At 40.9% G+C, this 24,615-nt stretch carries 33 protein-coding genes, 1 tRNA gene and 1 pseudogene; 6 read left to right on the top strand and 29 right to left on the bottom strand.

The features are described 5' to 3' along the window. Nucleotides 1-144 precede the first annotated feature (144 nt). Nucleotides 145-579: a phage virion morphogenesis protein gene (locus L5B90_RS08695; RefSeq protein ID WP_265762671.1), complete on the bottom strand. Its 435-nt coding sequence runs from the start codon at nt 577-579 to the stop codon at nt 145-147. Nucleotides 580-747: 168 nt separating this feature from the next. After that, nucleotides 748-1,014 (bottom strand): hypothetical protein, encoded by a 267-nt coding sequence (locus L5B90_RS08690; protein ID WP_265762670.1) that lies wholly within the window; start codon nt 1,012-1,014, stop codon nt 748-750. A gap of 154 nt (nt 1,015-1,168) precedes the next feature. On the opposite strand from L5B90_RS08690, the gene L5B90_RS08685 reads away from it, so the two are divergent. Next, a tRNA-Phe gene (locus L5B90_RS08685) sits at nt 1,169-1,250 on the top strand. Nucleotides 1,251-1,254: 4 nt separating this feature from the next. Here the strand turns inward: L5B90_RS08685 and L5B90_RS08680 are convergent. From L5B90_RS08680 to L5B90_RS08585, 20 genes are all read right to left on the bottom strand, one after another. Further along, nucleotides 1,255-2,583: a phage head morphogenesis protein gene (locus L5B90_RS08680; RefSeq protein ID WP_265762669.1), complete on the bottom strand. Its 1,329-nt coding sequence runs from the start codon at nt 2,581-2,583 to the stop codon at nt 1,255-1,257. Beyond that, nucleotides 2,570-4,129 (bottom strand): DUF935 domain-containing protein, encoded by a 1,560-nt coding sequence (locus L5B90_RS08675; RefSeq protein ID WP_265762668.1) that lies wholly within the window; start codon nt 4,127-4,129, stop codon nt 2,570-2,572. Before L5B90_RS08675 ends, L5B90_RS08680 begins: the two co-directional genes overlap by 14 nt. A 2-nt stretch (nt 4,130-4,131) precedes the next feature. Next, a complete protein-coding gene (locus L5B90_RS08670) occupies nt 4,132-5,652 on the bottom strand; it encodes a terminase large subunit domain-containing protein (RefSeq protein WP_265762667.1) in 1,521 nt (506 codons plus the stop codon). Then, nucleotides 5,652-6,221 (bottom strand): DUF3486 family protein, encoded by a 570-nt coding sequence (locus L5B90_RS08665; RefSeq protein WP_005825920.1) that lies wholly within the window; start codon nt 6,219-6,221, stop codon nt 5,652-5,654. Before L5B90_RS08665 ends, L5B90_RS08670 begins: the two co-directional genes overlap by 1 nt. Nucleotides 6,222-6,254: 33 nt before the next feature. After that, a complete protein-coding gene (locus tag L5B90_RS08660) occupies nt 6,255-6,548 on the bottom strand; it encodes a VpaChn25_0724 family phage protein (RefSeq protein WP_005752497.1) in 294 nt (97 codons plus the stop codon). After that, the gene (locus L5B90_RS08655; RefSeq protein ID WP_005752500.1) at nt 6,545-6,874 is read right to left on the bottom strand and encodes a DUF2730 family protein; all 330 of its coding nucleotides are present in this window, start codon (nt 6,872-6,874) and stop codon (nt 6,545-6,547) included. Before L5B90_RS08655 ends, L5B90_RS08660 begins: the two co-directional genes overlap by 4 nt. Further along, nucleotides 6,871-7,098, bottom strand: coding sequence for a TraR/DksA C4-type zinc finger protein (locus tag L5B90_RS08650; RefSeq protein ID WP_265762666.1), 228 nt, complete (start codon nt 7,096-7,098; stop codon nt 6,871-6,873). The genes L5B90_RS08655 and L5B90_RS08650 overlap by 4 nt, the downstream gene beginning before the upstream one ends. Before the next feature lie 128 nt (nt 7,099-7,226). Beyond that, a complete protein-coding gene (locus L5B90_RS08645; RefSeq protein ID WP_265762665.1) occupies nt 7,227-7,499 on the bottom strand; it encodes a DUF2681 domain-containing protein in 273 nt (90 codons plus the stop codon). A gap of 2 nt (nt 7,500-7,501) precedes the next feature. Continuing rightward, entirely contained in the window at nt 7,502-7,720 is a 219-nt protein-coding gene (locus L5B90_RS08640; protein WP_005752503.1) for a DUF2644 domain-containing protein, read from the bottom strand. Between the two features lie 2 nt (nt 7,721-7,722). Beyond that, entirely contained in the window at nt 7,723-8,268 is a 546-nt protein-coding gene (locus L5B90_RS08635) for an N-acetylmuramoyl-L-alanine amidase (RefSeq protein WP_265762664.1), read from the bottom strand. Between the two features lie 77 nt (nt 8,269-8,345). Continuing rightward, nucleotides 8,346-8,780 carry a Mor transcription activator family protein gene (locus L5B90_RS08630; RefSeq protein ID WP_005752507.1) on the bottom strand — a complete coding sequence of 145 codons (435 nt, stop codon included), beginning with the start codon at nt 8,778-8,780 and terminating at the stop codon, nt 8,346-8,348. A gap of 203 nt (nt 8,781-8,983) precedes the next feature. After that, nucleotides 8,984-9,538 carry a hypothetical protein gene (locus L5B90_RS08625; protein ID WP_116538924.1) on the bottom strand — a complete coding sequence of 185 codons (555 nt, stop codon included), beginning with the start codon at nt 9,536-9,538 and terminating at the stop codon, nt 8,984-8,986. Beyond that, the gene (locus L5B90_RS08620; protein WP_265762663.1) at nt 9,525-10,094 is read right to left on the bottom strand and encodes a gp16 family protein; all 570 of its coding nucleotides are present in this window, start codon (nt 10,092-10,094) and stop codon (nt 9,525-9,527) included. The genes L5B90_RS08625 and L5B90_RS08620 overlap by 14 nt, the downstream gene beginning before the upstream one ends. Nucleotides 10,095-10,247: 153 nt before the next feature. Beyond that, entirely contained in the window at nt 10,248-10,532 is a 285-nt protein-coding gene (locus L5B90_RS08615) for a hypothetical protein (RefSeq protein WP_265762662.1), read from the bottom strand. A gap of 11 nt (nt 10,533-10,543) precedes the next feature. Then, nucleotides 10,544-11,500 (bottom strand): hypothetical protein, encoded by a 957-nt coding sequence (locus L5B90_RS08610; protein ID WP_265762661.1) that lies wholly within the window; start codon nt 11,498-11,500, stop codon nt 10,544-10,546. Nucleotide 11,501: 1 nt separating this feature from the next. Then, entirely contained in the window at nt 11,502-11,687 is a 186-nt protein-coding gene (locus tag L5B90_RS08605; protein WP_005752512.1) for a hypothetical protein, read from the bottom strand. Next, nucleotides 11,687-11,905 (bottom strand): ANR family transcriptional regulator, encoded by a 219-nt coding sequence (locus tag L5B90_RS08600; protein ID WP_005752513.1) that lies wholly within the window; start codon nt 11,903-11,905, stop codon nt 11,687-11,689. Before L5B90_RS08600 ends, L5B90_RS08605 begins: the two co-directional genes overlap by 1 nt. A 68-nt stretch (nt 11,906-11,973) precedes the next feature. Beyond that, nucleotides 11,974-12,495 (bottom strand): host-nuclease inhibitor Gam family protein, encoded by a 522-nt coding sequence (locus L5B90_RS08595; RefSeq protein ID WP_005825936.1) that lies wholly within the window; start codon nt 12,493-12,495, stop codon nt 11,974-11,976. Nucleotides 12,496-12,519: 24 nt separating this feature from the next. After that, nucleotides 12,520-12,837: a hypothetical protein gene (locus tag L5B90_RS08590; RefSeq protein WP_005825938.1), complete on the bottom strand. Its 318-nt coding sequence runs from the start codon at nt 12,835-12,837 to the stop codon at nt 12,520-12,522. A gap of 2 nt (nt 12,838-12,839) precedes the next feature. Then, nucleotides 12,840-13,757 (bottom strand): AAA family ATPase, encoded by a 918-nt coding sequence (locus tag L5B90_RS08585; RefSeq protein ID WP_005825940.1) that lies wholly within the window; start codon nt 13,755-13,757, stop codon nt 12,840-12,842. Nucleotides 13,758-13,791: 34 nt separating this feature from the next. Between L5B90_RS08585 and L5B90_RS08580 the strand changes: the two genes are divergently transcribed. Continuing rightward, nucleotides 13,792-14,298, top strand: coding sequence for a hypothetical protein (locus L5B90_RS08580; RefSeq protein ID WP_116538929.1), 507 nt, complete (start codon nt 13,792-13,794; stop codon nt 14,296-14,298). Between the two features lie 100 nt (nt 14,299-14,398). On the opposite strand, the gene L5B90_RS08575 is transcribed toward L5B90_RS08580, so the two are convergent. After that, on the bottom strand, nt 14,399-16,402 hold the full coding sequence (locus L5B90_RS08575; protein ID WP_265762660.1) for a transposase domain-containing protein: 2,004 nt from the start codon (nt 16,400-16,402) through the stop codon (nt 14,399-14,401). 9 nt (nt 16,403-16,411) lie between these two features. Continuing rightward, nucleotides 16,412-16,600 carry a DNA-binding protein gene (locus L5B90_RS08570; RefSeq protein ID WP_265762659.1) on the bottom strand — a complete coding sequence of 63 codons (189 nt, stop codon included), beginning with the start codon at nt 16,598-16,600 and terminating at the stop codon, nt 16,412-16,414. Nucleotides 16,601-16,737: 137 nt separating this feature from the next. Here L5B90_RS08570 and L5B90_RS08565 point away from each other — a divergent pair, with 137 nt between their 5' ends. Further along, nucleotides 16,738-17,235 (top strand): helix-turn-helix domain-containing protein, encoded by a 498-nt coding sequence (locus tag L5B90_RS08565; protein ID WP_265762658.1) that lies wholly within the window; start codon nt 16,738-16,740, stop codon nt 17,233-17,235. Between the two features lie 377 nt (nt 17,236-17,612). On the opposite strand, the gene L5B90_RS08560 is transcribed toward L5B90_RS08565, so the two are convergent. After that, nucleotides 17,613-17,960: a phage protein Gp27 family protein gene (locus L5B90_RS08560; protein WP_265762657.1), complete on the bottom strand. Its 348-nt coding sequence runs from the start codon at nt 17,958-17,960 to the stop codon at nt 17,613-17,615. A gap of 133 nt (nt 17,961-18,093) precedes the next feature. Here L5B90_RS08560 and L5B90_RS08555 point away from each other — a divergent pair. From L5B90_RS08555 to L5B90_RS08545, 3 genes and pseudogenes are all read left to right on the top strand, one after another. Next, nucleotides 18,094-18,534 (top strand): annotated as a pseudogene (locus tag L5B90_RS08555) (PucR family transcriptional regulator); the annotation flags it as partial. A 122-nt stretch (nt 18,535-18,656) separates the two neighbouring features. Beyond that, complete coding sequence (locus L5B90_RS08550; protein ID WP_265762656.1) at nt 18,657-20,033, top strand: GntP family permease; 1,377 nt, start codon at nt 18,657-18,659, stop codon at nt 20,031-20,033. 12 nt (nt 20,034-20,045) lie between these two features. Continuing rightward, on the top strand, nt 20,046-21,182 hold the full coding sequence (locus L5B90_RS08545; RefSeq protein WP_265762655.1) for a glycerate kinase: 1,137 nt from the start codon (nt 20,046-20,048) through the stop codon (nt 21,180-21,182). 265 nt (nt 21,183-21,447) lie between these two features. Here the strand turns inward: L5B90_RS08545 and ruvB are convergent, their stop codons facing one another. The 4 genes from ruvB to L5B90_RS08525 form a co-directional block, all read right to left on the bottom strand. Continuing rightward, nucleotides 21,448-22,455 (bottom strand): Holliday junction branch migration DNA helicase RuvB, encoded by a 1,008-nt coding sequence (gene ruvB, locus L5B90_RS08540; protein ID WP_250363439.1) that lies wholly within the window; start codon nt 22,453-22,455, stop codon nt 21,448-21,450. Between the two features lie 13 nt (nt 22,456-22,468). Continuing rightward, on the bottom strand, nt 22,469-23,083 hold the full coding sequence (gene ruvA, locus L5B90_RS08535; RefSeq protein ID WP_250349679.1) for a Holliday junction branch migration protein RuvA: 615 nt from the start codon (nt 23,081-23,083) through the stop codon (nt 22,469-22,471). 86 nt (nt 23,084-23,169) lie between these two features. Next, on the bottom strand, nt 23,170-23,730 hold the full coding sequence (gene ruvC / locus L5B90_RS08530; protein ID WP_250349678.1) for a crossover junction endodeoxyribonuclease RuvC: 561 nt from the start codon (nt 23,728-23,730) through the stop codon (nt 23,170-23,172). A 77-nt stretch (nt 23,731-23,807) separates the two neighbouring features. Continuing rightward, nucleotides 23,808-24,548, bottom strand: coding sequence for a YebC/PmpR family DNA-binding transcriptional regulator (locus L5B90_RS08525; protein WP_265762654.1), 741 nt, complete (start codon nt 24,546-24,548; stop codon nt 23,808-23,810). Between the last annotated feature and the right edge of the window lie 67 nt (nt 24,549-24,615).

Raw genomic sequence — 24,615 nt, 5'->3', positions numbered from 1 at the left:
AGAATAGAAATGTAATAACGGAATACCGTTTAAATGCCGTTTAAATCGCTCTACAAGCGTTTAAATTATTTTGACCGAAAAAGAGTACCAACAAGCAATAAAATTCGCTTAGCGTGCCTCTGTGATGTTTTTAGCTATTTTACATCAAGCCTGAGCGACTTTCGATAATTCACGATTTAAAATAGCCGTAATTTCTTCCACACCATCATTACCCAAACCAAGAAACGGACGAGCAGGCATTTTCTCTGTACCCATTTGGTGAAATTGCCCATAAGGTTCTGAAGCACCGATCACCGCAAAACTATCGCCATAATCAATGTTAAGGCTTTTTACCAAATCACCAGAGATTTGTAAAATATTGCCAGTGTAACCTCTATTATGCCGATATTTTTTATAACGTTCATCCAATTTTGCCCACGCTCCACCCTCAGGTGTTTGCTCTTTGTCAAAAGCTGTTTCCGCTTCTTGCATTAAAACACCAGCAATCTTGCGAGTAATATCACGTCCTTCTACTGTTTCAGTGAGCTTTGTAAATTTGTTTTGAATGGCACGGGTATCAAATTTAAATTCAAGGTGCATAGAAAAATACCCTTACGTAAAATGGCAGTGGGCAATGTCGCCCACAACCAAAAGGAAAATAAATATGAATGAAAAGCAACTCAAAGCCCTTGAACGTTTTAAAGAAACAGGAGAGAAAGCATCTCTTCAAGTTGCATTAAGCGAATGGGCTTATGAAAAACTCGTCAATCACGAAACCTTAGACGAGAATTCACTCAGAGCGTGGGCAAACAACCCTAAATGCTCAAAAGGTAAGTCCGTTGCTGTATTGAATTTTTTAGCTAAAATCAATGCTTCGGCAAACGCTGCCAAATAAAAATAATCTGTATCATCAAGCTCTGATTGCACAGCCACCTGTGTGCGTTCGAAAATCGCTTTGGCTGTACTACTTGGAGCTTGTTTTTCTCTTTCTTGCAGTTTAGTTACGGCCTCATACAAAAGTACGACATTTTGCATATTTTTCTCCTGTTTAAAATTTGACTTTTTAAAAATTTGAGCGTAAATTTTAACTACACAATAAATGACGGTGCGTTTGCTAAGGGTAAGCATCAGGCGGTAAACCGCTGAGTATATAGGTTCGATTCCTTTCCGCTGTCATTCATCATTCTATGCGTCGTGTGGCTTAATGGTAAAGCAATGTCCCCCTGAAAAGGGTAAACATCTATGCACGGTTCGACCCCGGTCACGACGCATCTCCTACAAACTTCCCTGAATTAAAATCAATTCACCACCGCGAATTCCTTTTTTAATTTCTTCTAAATTGATTTTATATGCGTTGATTATTGAATCTACTTTTTCATTCGGTTTTACCTTATCTTTATTAGGAGCATCAACTATTACCTGAATACTCAAATCGCTATTAAGATAAATTAAATTGTTATGTCTTTGTCGTTTATCCCATAATACAGCTTTAGGATTTGCAATAATCCGTGAAATAGACGCATATTCTTCAATTGTTAAGCCTATGTTTCCTTGATGATGCTTAAGACTATTGGCATGCTCTAACCGTCTCTCCGTCATCACTAACACCAGCTCTGACATTTTCTTGCCCTCTGAAAGTGCGGTTACTTTTTCTGCGATCTCTGTTGTCACAAACCCTGCTGACATATAACGTCCACCAGCCCCACGTTGTCCTAAATGAGCCTTAACCCAATATTCAAAGGCCTTATGACGTTCTTCGCTATTATTAATCGCTGTAATCGTCTGTTGGCGTAACTCACGATTTTTTAACTGCGTGATTTTCCGAATTAACTCCACATCCGTCCCCACAGCCGCACTGCCCACATTGTAATTCCAACCTGCACCCACTTTCATTTCGCCTTGGTCGGTTTTGATTTTACTCACTTCCGTGCGGATTTCTTCGCCTGTGTCTTTGTTTACGCCAGCCACCGCACTTTCAGTTTTAATCTCGCCACTTTCTGACACCGACAAGCCGTTTTTCTTCAAACGAAACTCACTCAACGCACGCACACGGCAACGACACCCCCAATCATTGGGCGGGTACATCGTATCCCAAATAGGATCATCAAAACGATAAACTTTACCGTCTAACGCTAAATGGCTCGCTCTTGTGCGGCTGTCTTTTACGGCAACATATTGCCAATAGGGCTGTTCATCGCTGTTTGCCATTTGCTCCATATACCGCCCTGCGTGATATGCCGTGCTTTTATTGGTGCGTAAAATGGTTTTTAAACGGCGTGGGCTACCTAACTGCACTGTGTTGCCGTTTTCGTCCACGGTTTTTCCCCACCAACCTAACTCTTTTAACATAGGCTCAAGGTTTTTAATATAATCACGTTCTGGCACACCGTCTGCAATCGCTTTTTCCGTTGCCCAGCGAAGCGTATCTAACACTTCTGCCCGAGTCGCTTTTGCAACGGTATAGGCCCGAGCGTGAGCTTCTGCTAATTGCTCGTGCCAATCCCAAGTAATATTCACGCCCTTTGCCTTTAAATAGTCCACGGCTAATTCAGGCTCAAGGCGTAATACATACCCCATATCAAGTTCGTTATTATCGTTTGGCATTGGCTCGTCCTAACAAATCGCTCACAAAAATGGCACGAGTAAGGATTTTCTCCAACTCACTATCGTCCATATCGGCATAAAGGCTGGCTAATTTTTCTTGGGCAAATTCATAACCGCCTTCGGCTAACGCATTCACCACTGGTTTTAACATTGGGTCAATAATGGCTTGATAAGCTTCCGCTGACGGCTCTAACTCATCAAGTAAATCATCAGGATCACGTTGTACGGATAACACTGCCATTTTTTGATGAGATTGACTATTAAGATAAGCGGTCGGATTTGGTTGATTTCTTGCAAGCACCTCTTCATTCTCGCCTGCAATCGGCACTTGTAATTTATCGTGAGCCCACTGTTTAGGAATTTTAAAACCAATATCCACTAATTTATTTAAGCCCTCCGCAAAAGCGTTTAAATCTTCACTTTCTGCAATATCAAATTCTAAGCGTGGAATACGGCGAGCATCATTAAACGACTTACAATTCAAGGTATAAAGCGGATAAACAATATCACGAGTTAAGGTAGCAGCAAGGCGTTTTAGGTCTGCATTGCGTACCTCTAGTCGTACATCGTTATGCACATTGCCTAAAGCGTTGGTAGATGTTGCTCCGTCTGCTTGACTGGTGAGCGTTCCGCCTAAAATCGCTTTACTCATTGACTTTTCTGCCCAGTCAATCATTGCCATAAAAGTAGCATCGGAACCATCTGCCGCTTTCTGAAATTCGATCTCCATTCCTCTTGGAATAATACCGCCTGCGTTATGCCCAATAGACATCACCGCTCGCAATAATGTCTGCTTTTCCTTTTCACCGGCCCCTTCGGGGTATTTGCCTAAACGCAATGGTAAGCCATAGATTTCTAAAAACTCCGCAAAATCACGCAACGAATAATTTTTAAAAATAAACGGCCATACTAAAGTACGTACCAAGCCAATACGACTTAAATAACCCGTCTTGGCTTTAGCAATATGTTTCACCCAGCCAAAAGGCTGTAATTCAACACCGTGAGCGGATCCATCTCGTAAACGTAAACTATTACGCTCAAATTGTGGGGTCATAAACCACGCAGGATCACGCCAATGTACACCTTTAATCAAGGTCATATTGCCGTGCGTTTCCCATTCAATTTCTTGGCAAGAAAAGCCTTTTAAAATGGCATCGGTAGCATCAAAAATACAGTCATCAAACCACACGGCATCACGCAAGATTTCTTCAATCATTTCCGCATCACGCTGTTCTTCGGGAGTCGCATTAGCGGGTGGTACAATTTGCCATTCTACGTTCAGCATTGCCCCTCGACGTTTACCGAGTTCAGATTGCAAATGGGCATCTTTTTCTTCCATATCCTCGGCAAGCTCTGCCTGTGCGACCAAATCTCCTTGCTCTGCATTGCGTAAAATACGAGCCGCTTTCATCGGGGTTAAACCACTGGCAGGGTGTTCACTGTAGTGGTGTTGTAAAGCAGCCAAACGGCTCTCATTTTCCGTTTGTAGCGTGTCTTCAAACCGAAACGGATTACCGTGAATATCTAAAATTGTGCTGGTTTTCATTGTTAACAATCCCATTCTGAGCGAAAAATACTGTCATCATCTTTGTTATCATCGGAGTGTTTAGCGGGTAGCGGAATAAAATCAATCTCGCCCCCAGTCATATAACTCGCTCTCACAGCCATACAATAAGCAACCGCACTATCGCCGTGGCGTTTACCTGATTTACCTTGTGTGCGGTTTTTATCAATCTTCGGCACACCGTTAATCACAACAATATGACCTTGGTCTAAGATGATCTCTTCATTTTGAGGAATACGGATTAAATCCGCCTCGTATAAGGCTTTATATTTCGGCATCCACTCCCGATACCATTTATCATTTAATTGCACTGTTTCCACCATCGACGAGCCATAACGGATTAAGGCAGCCTCAGCTAAGTAGCCTCCGTTACCTGTCGCGTCAAATGCTGCACCGATAAAACGAGGCAATTTGGATAACACAAACAACATAATCTGCCGTTGTTGGTTGTATGGGCAATTACGAATTTCTAGGGTGATTTCCACATTGCGAGCAGTATTGGGTAATGTCGCTACCACGGCGAAAACACTCAAGTCTCCAGAGCGAGCAAAGTCCACACCAAAACTATGACGATAATCTTTATTTAAGTTTTCTAACTCAGGTAAAACCTCATTTAAAAGCCATTCCAATGTTAATATTTCACGCTCTTCTTCGGTCCATTCCATAAACCGAGTATCACATTCAAAACGTAAAATCACCTTGTTTCTATCCGCAGCTCTATCGACTAACGGACGAGGCAAATAACCGCCTGAACTGCGTTTTGGCACGCAGTAATACTCTTCGAGAGCATCTTCTTCCGTTGCGGTTTCACGCAATAATCCTGATTTCCATTCCTCTTCTAATTCCGCTGACCACGGACGTTTACTTACCTGACAAATACGTTGATAAAGCCCTTCACGGCAAGCATCATCAAGGGTAATCGTATGGATAGAGTAACTTTTACGCCCAGCACGGCTATCTTGGATCAGCTGATTAAAGAGATTATCGACACCATTATGGGTTGAGATTAAACGGACTTTCGCTCCCCACATTGTTAGTGCAAGTGCAGCTTTCAAGACTTCAGCAAGCTTCTCGTGGAAAGCGGCTTCATCAATACAAACCACCCCTTGCATACCACGCAAGTTCTTCGGGTTCGAAGACAATGCTTTAATTTTGAAACCTGAAGCAAAGTAGATAACGTAAGTTAAAATATCCTTGTCTTCATCTTCGAAAAGTTCTTCTTGAATTTGACCGCTTGCACGGTTGAATTTACTTGCCCACATTGCACAAGCATCAATAAATTCACGAGCCATTTCTTTGTTTGAGCCGATATAAAACACATCTGAGCCACCATCAGACTTATTTCGGCTTGCAATCAGAACATCATCAGCTGCTTCCGCCCACGTTAAACCTGTACGGCGAGATTTTTCCGCAATCTTGAGTTGGCTCTCATCAGCAATCCAACGTTTTTGATACCCAAGCAACAATTCATTCGGGTCAAAAGGGATAAAATCAGGCAGTTTCATTATGCAATTCCCAAAATTTCGGCTTTCAGTTGTGCGACTGTTGCTTGAGATAACCCAGCTTGTACCACCACTTTTTCTGCGGTTTCTGCTGCTTGCAACGCCACTTCTTTCCGAATAGCTTGTTCACGTTTAAAGCTCAAACTTTCCGCTTGCTCTAAACGTTGCACAGCAGAAGAAAGCAAGGCGATAGATTTCGGGTCTGCCGTGCCATCTTCACTCATTCCAAGCGAGGTTTCAAAGGCAATGTTTTTGACGATTTCCATCAACATTTTGCCAATGTCTGACTGCGGTGCTTCGCTAAATTGCTTCGTCCAAATTTCCGCAATCTCACGGCTTTGTCGGATTTTGGCTCCCATTTTTTCCATTCGGCTGGCATAACGGTTTAACCCTGTTTTACTCAACTGCATTTCTTCAGGTAAGCCACAATCACGAATTAAGTCATTGATTTCGGCTAAAATTTCAGCCTGCGAATACTGCTTATCACGCAACATCATCGCAAGCTGAGTTTTAATATTCGGTGGTAATAAATCGACCTTACTGGCACGTCCACGAGTGTTTTTTTCTATCATTTAAACGCTCCTTAAATATCGTTTAAAAACCGTTTAAATTTTTGGACGAGGGCGTTTAACACCATCTACAAAAGCTTCACCGTTAGCCACATCTAAACCACGCTGAGTAATTTTAGCCACCATAAAATTGCCTTGTAAACGTTCGATTTGTACTAGCCCTTGTTCTTCAAGCCAGTTTAAATGATTACGGACAAGATCTCGGCTAATTTTATGCCCATAGAGAGCAAGGCAGTCATCTAAAATGCTTTCGTTTGCATCGTAGCCAGCGTCAGCCAATGATCGCAAAATCACAAGCCGTTGGTCTTGGGTAAAAATATCTTTCATCATTTTTTACTTACTTCCTTTTCAATCAACAACTGTACTTGGTGCGACAAGCCTTTTACTTCGGTGCGTAAGGCTTGCGTTTCCCCTTTCATCTCCACCACCGCAATGCGTAAATCAGTCACATCCTTTGAGCTAGGCAAATGTAACAACTCATTTTCGACTTCATCTACTCGGTGCGTGGTTTTCGTCACCGTCTCTTTTAACTCCGAAAAATCACTTTTTTTGACATAGCGGCTGTCCATTTTTAACCAAAAGACAGACGCTAACAGTCCAGCCAGCGTTAAAATAATGCCCCAGTGGGCTTTCAGCGTATCTAATACTTCAATCATTTGCCGTCCTCGTAATCTTGTTGGCAACAGATACAACGCACGGCAAAAGGCACAGCTCGTAAACGTTGAATAGGAATAGGTAAGCCACATTCAATGCAATCACGACCACTTAACACAATCTGTTCAATTTCATCATCGGATAATTGATTTTCTAAATGTGGGGCAAGTTGGAGCGAAAGCAGTTGCTCGTCTTGCTCCGTAATACGATCTACATCATCACTCATTTTGTTTCTCATTTTTCTTACCAACAACACAGATTTGTCGATAAGTATTGTTATGCACTAAGACTTGACGCAGTGTTTCGGTTGTATCCTGACGACTGGCTTTAATTAAATTAAACCCAGCACAACTACTATTCGTTACCTCGTAAGTCACCGTTTTGCTGCAACTGGTCAAGAATGCTGTCACGGCTAGAGCTACTAATGTTTTCTTCATGCTGTTTTCTCACTTCATAATTTTTCACTTGAGCTTCTGCTACTGCTTTTTCTGTTTGTAACTGATGGTTTTGCTCATTTAATTTCTCATTTTCTTTACGGGCCTTTGCTACTTGCCAGCTTTTATAACCCACAAAACTCGCCAAAGAACCAGCCAATAAAGCGAGAGGGATAATCTTTTCTACAATCATAGTCATTCCTTACGTTGTAATGCGTTGGCAAAACCCTTGGTCGCAACTTGTCCTCCGCAGAACAAGGCAAATACAGTAAATAATTCGCCCACGTTGGCACGATCTAAATACACCGAATACGCCAAGATAATTGCCATTAAAATGGCACCAAAGAACTGGATAAAAGCAGTGGTCGATAGTCTGCCATTATCATTGGTAATCAATTCAGAAAACTTAGCCATTGTTATTCCTTAAATAAATGCTCCACAAACACGGTTTCACCACGGTCAAGCCATTCCCATACGTCAAAACACGGGCAGTCTTTTAGCCATTCGTTTTTAGTGATCTTGCCATCGTTATTTAGGTCTGGAGATAAGTCACGATGACCATAGATTTTTGCTTTTGGATGCTTGGCTTCTAGTTCACGTAACAGCTTATGTAATGATTGCCACTGTGCTTCAGTGTATTCAGCGTGATTTTTACCACTTGCACTAATGCCACCGATTAAACAGATACCAACAGAATTGCTGTTATGACCTTTCACGTGAGCCCCGATTTCCCCAACTTGACGACCCGTTTCGACCGTGCCATCTACATCAATCACAAAGTGATAACCAATATGCAAGAGATGAGAGTTAAAATGACGCACCGCATTGGCTGAACGACGGAAGCCTCGTGCTTTATGCCAGCTGTCAATGATTTGTGCGGCTGTTTTGCCATTTTGTTTAAGGGATTTGCCGTTGCGTGTTGCGGAGCAATGCACCACGATTTTTGTGATAGGTAAGGACATAAAAAAACTCCAACTGTCAATTTAAAGTTGATAGTTGGAGTTTAATGATCTGAAGATAAATTTGAGTTTGCGACTACTCAAACTAAAGGTAACTCTTTTTGATAACGCTTGCGATGTAACGCCCGTTGTTGGCGTAAGATCGCATAAATAGTAGTCTGCGACAAGCGATATTTTCTAATTAATTCGGGAATATTTTTTCCATCAAATTCCGCATAAATTTGTACATCACGCAAGGCTTCTTTGATTTTATCGCCTGCGGGCAAATAAAACGACTTTCCACCAAAATAGTGAGCCATTACACCCACTAATTTAGACGCAGTAAGCTTTGCACTATCTTCCTCAAATTTTTGACGAATAAGCTCCGCTTGCATAACATCAATGACCTCAACAAGCAATGATGGCCAACGATTTTGTAATTCCACATCAGGAATATGGTCTAAATGGTCGAACAACGCTCCAATATTGGCGTGTTCATCATCAAATAAGCCTGTTTGTTGTAATGTTTGCGACATAGCGTACCCAATTCAATTTATCAATGTGACTATTGTACAAAAACTAAAATTTCCCACTAGCACAAATTTTCTTAACGTAAGGTAAAAAGTGGCTTAAATCCTGATATAGCAAGGCTTAGCGAAAAATAAAAAAGTCTGAAAAGGGAGATTTAAGGCAAGAAAAAAGGCGGTGTGAACCGCCTTGGGGAAAGTTTAAAGAGAGTTTAAAGGGCTTGTTTTTGCTGTTTGTGTTGCAGCCAGATTTGATATTCGGGGCTGCTTTTCACAAATTTTTCCTGTCCAAGTTGTACAAAACGTTCAACGTATAAAATCGCATCTTGCGTTTTCTTCTCTTCCGCTTGTTGGGCTTTGACCGCTTCCGACTGATTTTTATCGGTGCGAATGACAGCAAAGTGAGGCTTTTGCGTTTCATACACCGATTTCAGGTAGTTATGATTGGCAAGCGGTTCAATCTTTTGCCCTGTTTGCAAGGCTTGTTGGCGTTTTTTGCGGATACTTGCCACTGTTTCTGTTAAAGCTTGAGCCAGCAATAATGAGCAAGGATATAACTCCAGTACATCGGTTAAAATCTTCAAAGCTCTAGCGTTATTAAGGTTGCTTTTTTGTGGCTTGAACAGTCCTAAATAAGCGACCATCGGCTTGGCGACTCCATGCGTGAGCTGTGATATTTGGACTAACAGTTCTCTTCCTGCTTCATCTTCAATCAAGCCTTCAAGATGAATATCGCTGTGGCAAATGGGGCATCTACAAAGTTTCATTAAACAGCTCCTTATACCACTCAACCACACGGTCATAACTGATTTTAGTCTGAATTTTCTCGCCTGTTTTCCCTTCGATTCGTTCAATCAGTACTCGCATATGCCATTTCTTCAAAATTTCTAAAATACGGCTGGCATCGTTTACATTTAACGCCCCGACATTTAACACTAAAATAGCACGAGATTTATTGATAATCTTACGCATATAAGCATTTAATGCTTGTTCACTGCTATCACGCAATAAGCCATCTTTGCCCATATTGATCCAAATCGCACGGATCTTATGCACGACCTGTGATTTCACTTTAACATCACCAGTCACAGGGCTGTAAGCGGTCGGATTTTTACGATTTTTTGCAAAATAAGTGACTTTAGCCCCTTTCTGCTTTAATTCGTGCAACACTCGGTGTAATTCCACTACGGTGAGTTTGGTTGCACTGTCTTTATTTGTGAGCCGTTTTAAAATTTCACGATAGCTAAAATCATCCATATTCAGCTGTTTTTGCCCGATTTTCACCAGTTGGATCAACCTTGCTTTTTCTGATTGTAAGGTCATCTTCTTCCTCCTATCCATAAATAAACAGTCAAAAACAATGCTTAAATCATTACTTTTGACTGCTTACTTAACTCACCGCCCCAAGTGCATTTCACAATTTCATTAGGCTATGCCGATAAAAATAGTGTGGGGCGGTGTGAGTTTTGTTAGTGATTACATAGTTTCCTCCTTCATTGTTTTTTTACGTTTTTTAATAAATCGTTTAGCATTCTTGGCTCTACTGATAATTTCATCTAATGTATCAAGCATGGACTCAATAAATTCTGATTCAGTCATATATTCATCTAAGTACTCTACAATAAATTCGTTTAATGGGAGATTTCTATACGCCAATAATGCTTCGTAACAAAATTTGCTATCATCGTCATTTGCATCCAAATCCAAAATAACTAGTGAACCATCCAGTTGGTATTTCTTGAAAAATTCGTCTTTATTCATTTGGGTACACCTTACACAAAACTCTCTAACTTCGTTTCCCCTGTAAACTCCAGCACCGTAGCACTTGCAATTTTGAGTAAGGCATTAAGCTGACCTTCAAGGTATTCCGTTAAAATAGCGTGCTTATGTGCTTCTCTTGTACCGTTTAAATGACGAGCAATATCGGCATATTCGGTAAAACGCATCGAGCGGATTTTTAAATGTTCGTCCAACTTAAAATTTACAATAAACGCTTCTTCGCTTTCATAACGCATCGCCATAGATTGCACACGAAAACCATTTTGTAACGCCCCTAACGCTTTTTCCTTGCCCTCTAACGTATCCAAATGGCGACAAGTCAAAAACTCTTCATTGTCGTTTGCCAACTTACGCAAAGTCGCTTCGTGCTGGAAATGTAGATATTTAAAAAGCGGTTCACCTTTTTCCAAAAATTTAGTCAATTTAGTGTTTAAACCCAACTTTTCTTCCGACACAACAATGCTTTTAAAACCTGCAAGTTCAAACAATTTAATCAAATGTTTCAATGCCAAACGGCTGTGTTTAGAGCGATTATTCGTAAAAAGTAGCTCTTTTTCTGGGCTGTAAAACACATTGACTAATTCACTCGAAAATGGCATAACTTGCAGTAAATGAGCTTCGGCAATTTGTCGCCACTCTTTATCAGTATTCGGTACAATCTTCGGCATTCTTTCATCTCGAAGTGATTCTGATTTTTTCAGCTCATAAATTTTGGCTGAAAGTAACTCTTTAGTCACTTTTTTAAAGGTTGTCCGCAAAGTAAAGAACAACCCATTATCCAGTTCTAACACTTTCGTGTTTGTCATCGGATTTTTGACTAACTCAATGGTGGTATAAATGTCCGCAGGCTCAAAAGTAGCCCCTTCTAACACTTCTTTCACATTGTCCACAGGGAACTTAATGCTATGAATGTTGCATTGTGTCATTTGAATAAAATCACTGTTTTTCATCTTAGTTTTCCTCTTGGTTAGTTGATAATTTAAGCTTCACCCGCTGAATTTGCCCTGCCACGTCCATCAAAACCACGCCAGCCAGTGCCAAATCGTCCATTTCGACTAATTCCGTCGCCCCTTGTAGCTTTTCAATCAGGTCATACAAGCGGTCTTTTATTTGTCCTTTTTCGCTATCAGTCATCATTACTTGCTCCAACGTGAGGGATGCTCTAGCATATATTTACAATGTGCGATGCGAGCCTCACACCACGCCACATTACCGCCTGTTGCCGATAACTTCGCTACTTCCCACTGTTTAATCGCATGGTTAAATTTGCCATTTTGCTCCGCTTCTACGGCTTGAGTTGCATAATAGTGATAGCGATTAAAAACTTTCTCTGATGTTGATTTTTGCGTTTTCATACTTTCCTCCGTTAAAACACATTATGAACGCCCCTTAAAATCGGGTTTAAAGAGCGTTTAAATGGGTTTTAAGCTGCCTGCTCAAACGGCTTAATCACAAAATCTTCCACCCCTTGCTTAATCGTCACCCCAGCAATCCCTTTTGCCACTTCAGGCTCAAGGAGTAGGGCTTCTTTGTTGATCTCGTTTTTGGTGCGAATAAAGCGGTCAAAGCCCATACGTTGCATAAAATCAAGCACCGCATCCGCCCCACGAATTGCCACAGAAGGTGGGCGTTGTCGCCATTGCACTTCGCCTGTCACAAAGTTAGCGGTTTTACTCTTGCCGTTTTCCGTCAATTCATCACGGTGTGCTTCGCAGTATTCCTGCACCGCTTGCTGTAACGGCTCAATCTCTGCCTGTAAACGTTTCAACTCGGGGGCGTAACGCTCACTGGTTTCTGCGATAATATCGTTCATCTCCGTTGTTAAACGGGTATGTTCACGACTTAAATCCCCGATCTCTTTAATCGCACTTTGCACTTGCTCTTCCGTGGTAAAACGCAGTTTTGCTGGTTGTTTTACTCGGGTTTTTGTGGGTTGTTTTGCCATTGATATTCTCCTTATTGGCGTGGGTTAATGTTTAATGGTGTCAGTGCTCCAAATCACCTTCACCCCTTTAATCGTCATTTGCATTAAGTAACGGCGGGTACCGTTTTTAACTTCTGTGCCATAATTAAATGCACGTTGATTTTGTGCCATTTTGCGTGTGGTCGTGTTATCTCTTGCCACTAAGCGAGGTCTGCCGGTGTCGAACCATTCCACTTTTTCTACCTCAATACCCAAGGCTTCACATTCAAGGGTCGCCAGCTCAAGCATTGCAAGGTGCATATAAACTTCGCTGTTGCGTGGGGTCATCATTTCGCCTGCCAGTGGGTTGTATTGTTTTTTCATCGTTACTCTCCTTTGCCTAATAACTCTTGGCGTGCTTTAACAATTAAATCAGCAGTAATCAGGCTGTTTGTGCCTTTTGCCACCATTCCTGCAAGGCGGAGGGTTTGGGTTAAAATTCGCAAACCACCGCCTGTTTCAGTAATGCTTTGCATCACTTTCAAGGCTTCTTCATCTTCATTTAGCCCCCACGCTGTTGCCACCGCTTTGGTATCTGCCTGTTTGGTTTTTTGAATGCTGGTATTTTTAGCAATGCGTGACCATAATCTTGCGTATTCGTGGGCAGGGTGAATGCCCCCTTTCATTCGGCTGTATACCTTGTCATTGCCCACTAACACTAAGCCAATTCCTGCTTCTTCTTGCATAATGCGAAGTTCTTCCAAGGCTTCGTAAGGTAAGTGGTCGGCTTCATCCACAATCAGCAAACCTTCCGTACCTTTGATTTTGCGAGCAATCAAGCGTGAGAGCGTGCCTTTGCGACGTGGTGCATCACTAATCCCAAGCTCTAAGGCAATTTCGTACAAGATTTCACTGAGGCTTGAGCGACTTGGGCTTGCGGTAACTAGCCACACATTTGCACGACTGCCAGCGAACTGTTGGATCGCTTTGGTCTTACCTACGCCACTTGCACCGTAAACCGTCGCCATACAGTTGGCGATTTGGGCAAATTCAAGGGTTTTAAAAATTTGGCGAGCCGTTGCGGTTTCGATAAATGCAGGCGCTTCTACAAACTCACGCTCTGCGGTTTCTTTCTTTGCAAAAAAAGCGGTAAGTTTTGCTTCAATTTCTGCAATATTGCCCTTGTAGTTTTCGTTTAAGTAAGCACTTAACGCCCCTGCGTTAATGCCTGCTTCTTTGGCGATTTTTGCCTGACTGCTTTGGGTGTCGGCAATGTGTTGTTTGATTTGGTTAATTAGTGTCATAATGTTGATCCTGTTTTCTTTTTTTAGGGGATATATGCTTAACTTATTTAAATTACCCACTGACTTCGATAAAAGAGAAGTAGAAGAAGCTGCTGAATATGCCTTTGATATTTGTTTTAAAGATTGGTCTGCTGTCGATTTTGAGCAGCTTTACGATCTGTTAAAATCAAAGATAGGCATTGATAAATATCTTGAGCTGGAAAGAGACATTTATCGCCCTTTCTGGCAATCTTTCTACGTTCTTCCAGTAAAAGAACGCAAAAAGCTAAATAGTTCGCAAAAATATCCGCAGAGATTGGTAAGAGCTTATTCTTATTGGCGCTGGGTAACTGCGGCATTAGTGGTTCAAAATAGGCTACTAGAGCTTGAAACTGTTCGGACTGCATCTGCTCAAAAAGTTGTTGATATATCGCTGAATTTTTTAAGCGACATATCTCGGATTTATGCTCATTCACCAGTTTGGTGTGACAAAATGCCGTTGCCTTCGCCGTTTCTTGCTGAAGATGGTGAAGAAATTCATCATATGTATGATTTGTCATAATCTTTCTCCTTAGGGCGTTTAAACCCTGTTTAAATCTGGTTTAAATGGTTTAAAGTGCGGTCAAACTTGCAAATTTTTGCGATTATCTGACCGCTTGTAGTTACAGTCCTTTCGCCTTTTTCATTAGCGTTAAGCCTTTTTCCCAGCCTTGTTCAAACCAGCCTTGCTCCAACTCATTGACTTCTTCAACTACAATCTCTTCTTGCACTACTCGTAATGCATTGCGGTCTTGAATAACGGTATCAATCAGCTTCGTTTTCACTCGTTCTTCAATCGGTTCTGGTACTTCAACCTGTGGTTGTAAACTTGCCAACTCGTGAGTCTTAAGCAGTTCAAGTGTTTCCGCTTGTTGTTTCGCACCTTTAACAAGTTTTTGGTAAAGTCTGCCTTGCTCTCGTGCGGCACTCGTATCGCCAAACCCTTTCGCTTCTCGACATATCGCTTCGGCTAAAAATCTGCCTTCAATGTCATAGACGTACACGTTGCCGTGTAGATTGTCAGGGTCAAAACGTGCGACCACTTTTTTATCGGTGATGCCGATTAAACTCTCTGCCCAGTAAGTGTTGGTTAAGCCGTAAAGTTTGCCTGCCGCTTTCAGTTTAAATTCGCCGTTACGCTTAATACTGATAGTTTCGGCTTGTAAAAACAGCAGTCGTAACTGTTCAGGACTGGCTTGTCTTACATTGCTTGGGCAGTAATCTCGCTCCCACACTTTGTCAAAACTCAAGGTTTTGTCGTGTTGGCAAAGCTCGGTTTTACGGTCTAATTGTGCGTTGTACTCCGCCACACCTGCGGCAAGGGCTTGTAAGAAAATCTCATAGTCCACGCCGTCTTTACCGCCGTTATAATTGTCTGGTTTCTCTAATACGTTTTTACCTGTATAGAAACCTGCAAGTTCAGGGCGTTTATCAACTTTCTCGCCAATGCCACCACGTCCGAATGCACGCTCAATCGGCTTCGCTTGCCCGTGTCCTTCACCGTATAAAACACTGGTGAAATGCACTTCAATCCCCAAAATCGGCAGAATACCTTTCGGGTCAAGTTCGTTATGTTTAAAGCGGTAGCGGTTTTCAATGCCCCCCGTCATTGCTTTATTCGCTGCCGCACGGGTGTTATCTAAGGTGATGGTTTTCGGTATGCCGTAGCTAAAAATCACATCCATTAAAGCGTGACGAATACTGTCGGTGTTTTCCGAAATTGCCGTGCGGTAGCCCAATATTCTGCGAGTTCGCACATCCTGCCAAAACCACGTTTTCGGGCGGACAATCTCGCCGTTGTGCCATTTCACAAAGACGTTATGTTGATAACCATCGCCGTTGATCCATTCGCCTGCGAGAATATCTTTCACCGTCCGTTGTAATGCTGGCACTAATTTCGCCACCGCATTTGCTCCTTCTCGTTTCAGTAAAATCACTTCGTAAGGAATTTCTTCAAGCACACGGCGTTGAAAGGTTTGCAAACTTGCGATTTCCCAACCGTAATGCTTGGCTAATTGCTCGGTGCGGCGATAACATTCCCTTAAATCAGGCTTTTCAGGGCGGAGATAATCCGCCAAAAAGCAGTCCCACGCTTCCTGTTCGATAAAGGCTTTGCGACTTGGTTTTTTCGCTTTGCCTGATTGCGTAATCAATACCGCTTGCCATTCGTGGACAGGGTAGGGTTGAACCTTGTAGTACCAATTTTTTAAAGAGCCTGCCGACACATCTTTGGCTTTTGCGGCTCCCTCAAGTGCCGACATCATTGGGAAGCCTTGGTCGAGAAAGGCTTTAAGCTGTAAGCACGCTTCGGCTTTTGCTTTGGCTTTTTCTCGTGCTTTGTCGCTTGCTTCATTAAATTTGCGACTAAGCTCTAAATTAGGTTGTTGCACCGTCATTTCAGCAATTGGCACAACCGCTAAAGCGGCTTGCAATCTAAGTGCTTGTTGAGTTTCAGGGGGAAGGCTGGAGATGTGGTATTCAAGTCCACCACCTTTACCATTTCTTTTTCTAGCCTCCCAGTTTTCTCTAGACGCTTTGCTTAAAATAGCTTTTTTGGTTGATGGTAATCCGTTTAAATGAAGTTCAACTAACTCTTGAGAAGAATAATATGATTTAAGTTCACTCATATGAATTCCTTAATTTTCAATATGAATACCAAGTTTGATTGCTATATCTCGCTCTCTTCCATAATTAAGTTTAGATTTACCATTTAAAACCCGACTAATTTCATTCGAGTTATAGCCATTTCTACGCCCCCATTCTGCTTGAGTTATGTTTTTCTCTCGAAACCAAGCTTTTGCTTCTTCCCTTGTTCTTTTTTGCATAAAACCTCTCATACTATGGACTAAAAACACTTTATGAACTAAAATCACTAATTATGATTTAATACAAAATCATATAGTTCATTATTATTTACTAAGTTCATATTAAATATGAATTTTATGAATTGCAAGGTTTTTTTATGAAAAATTTCACAGACATACTCAACAGATTAAAAACTGAACTTTCTTTAACTATGGATAAGGATGTTGCTAGTTTCTTAGGTTTAACAAAAAGTGCTTTTGCAGAAAGAAAACGTAGAGGAGTTTTCCCAGAAGAGGCATTGCGATTAGCTGATTTAGCTAATCCACATTTAAAACTAAATATTGAATATATATTGACTGGTAAAAAAGATGATATTCATTCATTTCTATCTAAGCATTCGAAAGAGAAAACAAAACTAAATTCAGAAGATTATTTCACAGAAGAAGTTTTTATTACCCCAGAAAATGCTGACACAACTGTTTTGTTGAATTTTGAAGAGGTTCTCCTGTTAAGCAACTATCGAAGAAGCGATAGTAAAGGCAAGAAAGCTATTTTTGATATGGCTCAGATGAGTTGTGAACTTTCTATTGCCCGAATGAGACTAAATGAATACACAGAAAAGGATCAGCTTAGAAAGAAAGACTTCACAGAATGAAAAGAAAGAGCTCTACTAAAAAACTAAATATTTCAATTGGTTAGGTTAATTTTTACTTTTATGAAGTTACTACACAGAAAAATTATCATTCTGTTACCAGTCGATAACTTCGATATGAGTTAAACATGCGCAAGGTATTATCAATGGCATCAGACTTATTAGCGATAGCCCCATTGATGTTTATTTTGACGAGAGCTTAGATTTTGAAGTTATCGGGCAGGTAGTTTTCATTGGGCGAGATACCATTTTAAACACCATTTAAAGCCTTTTAAATGGCATAGTGGCTTTTCGTTGTTTTAGTGGTGCAAGCGGTTAGTTTTAGCCATTTTTTCGCAGTTTTGCATTTTCGCAATTTCAGGCAATGAAAAAGGGGCTGATTAGCCCCCTAAATTGTGTTGCTGTTCCGTTATTTCCCGAATACGGTTTAAAATCTCTTGCTTGCGGTATTCCAACCGACCAAGCTCTTTATATAATAAATCCAGATTACTATCCGAAGCCGTTAAACTTGCATATAGCCTCAATGAACCTGACACGCCATTATGCCCATTAATAGCCTTTAATTCCTTAATATAGCGGTGCATAGCAGTTTTTGACGTTTTATAGCCTTGTGCTTTGAACCAGTCCGCCAATCGCTGAGCATCGCCATAGTTTGCTTCTATAATGCGTTGGTTTAATTCATAGATGGCTTCTTCAGGTACATCAGATAAAAATGAAACTCGCCCCATTTACTTCTCCCTTAGTATTTCGATAATCCCATTTTATCCCGATATTATCCCGAATACAAGACCCGCCAAATTTCGGAAATTTCAACCAAATCCCTATTTGTTTTTATTTCTTAGTTTTTATGGTTTTATACATCCACCGCATTGGAATCTCCGCGCCTATAAGATTGTTGTAGGTGGCTTTTTAGGCGGAAATGAAAAACTCTCCCTTTCTTATAAAACCGCATTAAGTACGTTAAACTATGGATTAAAATTTTTTCCGAAAAAAGCAGTTTACTTTTTTGAACAGTGCCAACTGCCCGTTTTATTAGATGATTTAACGGATTCTTGGCAAGCTAAGGAATTGTTAAAACCAATTAATAAACTTTATACTCAAGATACTAATCAACAATTACACAAAACTTTACAACAATATTTTTTGTCAAATTGTGATCTCACTCTCACCGCTCAAAATTTATTCATTCATATTAATACGCTACGTTATCGCCTTAATAAAATTGAACAAATAACTTCTTTATCTTTCAATAGGATAGAGGATTTGTTTATCTTTTATTTAAGTATATTATTAAAAAAGTGATTTGTCCTTTTTGACAAGTTATTACTGATTTTTATCCTATTTTTTGTATCTTCGGATAAAGCATTCTCTATTAGGAAAAACAATAATATGAGTGATGATTAATCCTATAAAGGAGAAATAATATGACAGGCATCGCACTCATTATTAGCTTTATCCTTGCTATCTTGATGATGATTTTTATGATAGCGAAATTAAAAGTTCATCCATTCCTCGCTTTAATGAGTATTTCCCTTGCTTTAGCTCTTCTTGCTGGCATTCCCCTCATAAAAATTCCCTCAATGATTGGGGCGGGTTTTAGCGGAACATTTAAAAGTATCGGAATTGTGATTATTTTTGGTGCAATTATCGGTATGGTACTAGAAAAAACAGGCGCAGCCTTAAAATTGGCAGATATCGTCGTTAAACGGGTTGGACAAAAACGACCTGAACTTGCAATGCTTATTATGGGCTGGGTTGTGGGCATTCCTGTATTCTGTGATAGTGGTTTTGTTGTGTTAAACCCAATTCGTGAAGCTATTCAGAAAAAAATTGCCGCAAATCCTGTTGGCACAGCGGTTGCGCTTAGTGCCGGTCTCTATGCCGCACACGTATTCATTCCACCAACACCGGGACCAATTGCAGTAGCTGGTGGTTTAGGCTTAGAGCATAATTTATTATTAGTGATTCTGATGGGAATTACAGTGTCTATTCCTGTATTAATCGCAAGCTATCTTTTTGCCAAATTTATTGGCAAGCGAGTCATCTTACAAGATGAGACGAACGATGAACTTATTGCTCAAGGCTATGAAGCGTTATTGCAAAAATATGGCACGTTACCCAATGGTTTTCTGAGCTTTGCCCCTATATTTGTACCAATTATTTTAATGGCATTAGGTTCAATAACTAAAATTTCTGGCATAACAGGAGATATAGCTAACTTCATTTTATTCTTAGGTAATCCGATTATTGCCTTAGGTGTTGGGCTAATTTTCGCTATTATTCTGATTTTTCAATGTAGCAAAATCAAAACATTTAAAACCTTAACAAATGATACCCTAAAACTTGTTGGCCCTATTCTGTTTATCACTGCAGCGGGTGGCGTATTAGGTAAAGTCATTGTTGAAGCTGGCTTTGTAGAATATATTAAAGAAAACGCACATATTATTAGTAGTGCAGGTATTTTCTTTCCATTTATCATCTCTGCAATTTTAAAAACGGCACAAGGCAGTTCAACCGTAGCGATGATTACCACCACAGCAATTATGGGAATGTTTAATGTCGATGATTCTCTAATGAATGCTTTGGGTTTAACCAGTGAAATTGCGGCTGCACTAACCGTAATGGCAATTGCAGCAGGCGCAATGTGCGTTTCTCACGCGAATGATAGTTACTACTGGGTAGTTACAAACTTCAGCAAGATGACCGCACAACAAGGGTATCGTACACAAACCGCACTGACTTTTATTATGGGAATCGTGGGGATTAGCACGGTTTATGTTCTTTCCTTAGTTTTACTTTAATGGAAATTGATAATGAAAATACTCATTGCACCAGACTCATTCAAAGAAAGCTTAACCGCTCTTGAAGTAGCGGAAGCGATTGAAATTGGCTTTAAAAAGATTTTTCCACAAGCTCAATATTGTAAAATCCCAATGGCTGATGGTGGTGAGGGTACGGTGCAATCCTTGGTGGATGCCACCGAAGGAAAGCTAATACAATGTACTGTCACTGCCCCGTTAGGTAATAAAATTGATGCATTTTGGGGGCTTTCTGGTGATGGTAAAACCGCATTCATTGAAATGGCAGCGGCTTCTGGATTGCATCTTGTTCCAATGGAAGCACGCAATCCATTGAAAACCACCAGTTTTGGTACGGGAGAATTGATTTTAGAGGCGTTAAATTATGGCGTTAAAAAAATTATTCTAGGTATTGGAGGGAGTGCAACCAATGACGCAGGTGTAGGAATGTTGCAAGCCTTAGGCGCACGTATTCTCAATGGTGAAAATCAGCTTTTAGGCTATGGTGGCGAGCAGTTAATTAACATCGCTCATATTGATTTACACCAGCTTGATCCACGTTTAGCCCAAGTACAAATTGAGGTTGCTTGTGATGTGAGCAATCCAATGTGTGGTGAGACAGGGGCATCAGCAGTATTCGGGCCACAAAAAGGGGCAACGCTTCAAATGGTTCAGCAACTGGATGTCGCACTTGCACATTTTGCACAAACCGTGTGGCAGCAACTTGGTATTGATATTGCTAACCAAGCAGGAGCTGGCGCGGCAGGAGGAATGGGCGGTGGCTTATTACTTCTCCCTAAAGTGAGGTTGAAAAAAGGGGTAAATATTGTATTAGAAACCTTAAATTTTGCCACACAAGTACAAAATGCAGATTTAGTGATTACAGGTGAAGGCAGAATGGATGGGCAAAGTGCATACGGAAAAACGCCAATTGGCGTCGCTAAAGTAGCCAAACAATTTGGCAAACCTGTTATTGCTATCGTAGGTTGCCTACGAGAAGATTACGAAGTGGTGTATGAGCAGGGTATTGATGCGGTATTTCCCATTATTCGTCAGCTAGATAGCTTGGAAAACACCTTACGATCAGGAAAAGAAAATCTGATTTCAACCGCACAGAATGTTGCCCGATTTTATCAGTTAGTAACAAGATAACTTGAGTTAAGATCAGAGTGCGGTGCAAAAATTAAGAAAATTTGTACCGCACTTAATTTATCTATGGAATAGTTTTTTCATCCGCTTTTCTGAATTAAATGTGATTACCACATCTTATCAGGGCTAAATATAATGCGATCCAAAATCCTCTTTTATCCCATTATACTTTGAGTGAATATTTAGCTAATTTGCGATGAAATTTTATTGTCCTATCAATCTTGCAAGCAAATGGTTCGCTCCCCTACTTGCTCCTTTCTTTTCTTGCTTAGTCGGTGAGTTTATTGACACCAAAATGGCGATAGGTTCGTAATGTGGCGATACGTCCTCTTGGTGTACGTTGCAAAAAACCTTGCTGAATTAAATAAGGCTCAAGCACATCTTCAATGGTTTCGCGTTCTTCACCAATGGCGGCAGCAAGGTTATCTAACCCCACAGGGCCACCGTCAAAACGTTCAATAATCGCGCTTAATAATTTGCGATCCATAAAATCAAAACCAGCCGGGTCCACATCCAACATTGAAAGGGCTGATTGCGCAATTTGTGCGGATATTTGGCCTGCATTTTTTACATCCGCATAATCACGCACGCGACGTAGTAAACGGTTTGCAATACGTGGTGTGCCACGGGAACGGCAAGCAATTTCTTGTGCGGCATCTTGTTCAATGGCTAAATTTAAACATTGCGCACTGCGCGCCACAATAGACGTGAGATCTTCCACTGAATAAAATTCTAAGCGTTGCACAATGCCAAAGCGATCTCGCAAAGGGGAAGTGAGCGAGCCAGCTTTAGTCGTTGCACCAATTAAGGTAAAAGGGGGTAAGTCTAATTTGATCGAACGTGCGGCAGGTCCTTCACCAATCATAATATCAAGCTGATAGTCTTCCATTGCGGGATACAGGACTTCTTCAATCGCAGGGGAAAGGCGGTGAATTTCGTCAATAAATAGTACATCGTGCGGTTCAAGATTGGTAAGCATCGCAGCAAGATCACCTGCTTTTTCTAATACTGGCCCAGATGTGGTACGGATATTGACGCCCATTTCATTGGCTACTATATTCGCCAGCGTGGTTTTTCCTAAACCCGGGGGGCCAAAAATTAAGAGGTGGTCGAGCGCATCTTGACGCAACTTTGCTGCTTGAATAAAAATTTCCATTTGCTCACATACTTGTGGTTGCCCCACATAATCAGTGAGTAATTTAGGACGAATCGCACGATCAATATATTCTTCATCAAATTTTTCTGTTGCGCTAACAATTCTATCTACTTCAATCATTATTCTGCCTTATTTATAACGCTGCTTTTAGGGCTTCGCGGATTAATTGTTCACTATTAAGTGTTGGATCGGCGACTTTTTTCACCATTTTTTCCGCCTCACTTGCTTTGTAACCTAAAGCAATTAATGCCGCTACCGCATCATCAATATGCATATTTTCTTTGTTTGATGATTTTTCAACCATAGGCAAATGGGTACTTTCAATAAAGAAATCGGCTTGTTGTAAATCTTTAAATTTCCCTTTTAATTCAACTAGTAAACGTTCTGCTGTTTTTTTTCCAACGCCCGGAATTTTAACTAATTTAGACAATTCTTCACGTTCTATGGCATAGGCAAATTCATTTACTGACATTGCAGATAAAATTGCTAAGGCTAATTTAGGCCCAACGCCATTGGTTTTAATCAGTTCGCGAAATAGACTACGATCTTGTTTATGAGAAAAACCAAATAATAAATGAGCATCTTCTCGCACCACCAAATGGGTGAATAATGTGGTTTGTTGCCCTGTTTCTGGTAAGTTATAAAAGCTGGTCATTGGCAATAAAAGTTCATAGCCGACGCCTTGTACATCAAGTAAAATTTCTGGTGGTTGCTTCTCGACTAATAATCCTGTTAAACGGCCTATCATAATTTCCCCTTAAAACGATTTGCCATAGAATAAAATAAAACTGGATAAATATCCAGTTTTAAACAATAAATTTTCACCCTCAACGACTATAAACGAAAACGCCCTCGGCTATATCTAGGACGTAAAAGTGCGGTGCTTTTTACGCCTGTTTTTTGCATATTTTGATTAACTTGAGCAAGCTGGGCGGCAGAATGAGCGTGAGTGATGGCGATAGCTAAGGCATCTGCCGCATCGGCTTGTGGCTTTGCAGATAGTTTGAGGATTCGCATTACCATTTCTTGTACTTGGGTTTTATCCGCAGCGCCTGTTCCCACCACCGTTTGTTTCACTAAACGAGCCGCATATTCAAACACTGGTAAATCTTGGTTCACCGCAGCGACAATCGCCACGCCACGTGCTTGCCCGAGTTTTAATGCAGAATTGGCATTTTTTGCCAAAAAGACCTCTTCAATGGCAAACATTGTAGGGTGGAATTGGGTGATAATTTCACTCACGCCAGCATAAATTCGTTTTAAGCGTGTGGGCATATCTTCTGCCTGAGTACGAATTACGCCGCTGCCTAAATAGTCTAATTTAAGTCCAACTTGGCGGATCACTCCATAACCCGTTAAACGAGATCCCGGATCGATGCCTAAAATAATTGCCATCTTTTTTCCTAAATGAAAAAGGTGCTGATGAGATCACGCACCTTTTAAATTATCGTCAATAAAATCAATGTGAAAAATTAAAGCAGTGCCGCCACTTCATCACTGATTTCACCATTGTGATAAACGTTTTGCACATCATCACAATCTTCCAGCATTTCAATTAAACGTAATAATTTTGGTGCAGTTTCTGCATCAAGATTCACCGTAGTAGATGGGATCATTGTGACTTCTGCTTCTTGAATTTTAAAGCCAGCTGCTTCAATCGCTTCACGCACGGTGCCTAAATCTTCCCACGCAGTATAGATTTCAAAGCTACCATCTTCTTGTGGTTGGATATCATCTGCGCCCGCTTCAATCGCCGCTTCTGTTAACGCATCTTCATCCGCTTCGGCAATCAAAATTAAGCCTTTTTTACTGAATAAATATCCTACCGAGCCTTCTGTGCCTAAGTTTCCGCCACATTTGGTGAAACTTGGGCGAACTTGTGAAATCGTGCGGTTTGCGTTATCGCTTAGGCATTCCACCATAACCGCTGTGCCGCCCGGGCCATAGCCTTCATAGACTTTGGTTTCCATATTCGTATCATCGCCACCGCCTACACCACGGTCAATTGCACGATTAATGGTATCACGTGTCATATTGTTAGAAAGGGCTTTATCCACCGCCGCGCGTAAACGTGGGTTGGCACTTACATCACCACCACCTAATTTTGCTGCGGTAACTAATTCACGAATTAATTTAGTAAAGATTTTTCCACGTTGGGCATCTTGGGCGGCTTTACGATGTTTAATATTCGCCCACTTACTATGTCCTGCCATTTTTTTTCCTTCTATTTTCTGTGATCTTTTTGATCTTGAGTTTAATTAAATTTGTTTGTTTTTATAA

This window comes from Avibacterium sp. 20-129 (genome assembly GCF_026226845.1).
GTDB lineage: Bacteria > Pseudomonadota > Gammaproteobacteria > Enterobacterales > Pasteurellaceae > Avibacterium.
The sequence above is the reverse complement of the archived record's forward strand: the minus strand, read 5'-3'. Positions and strand labels throughout refer to the sequence as shown.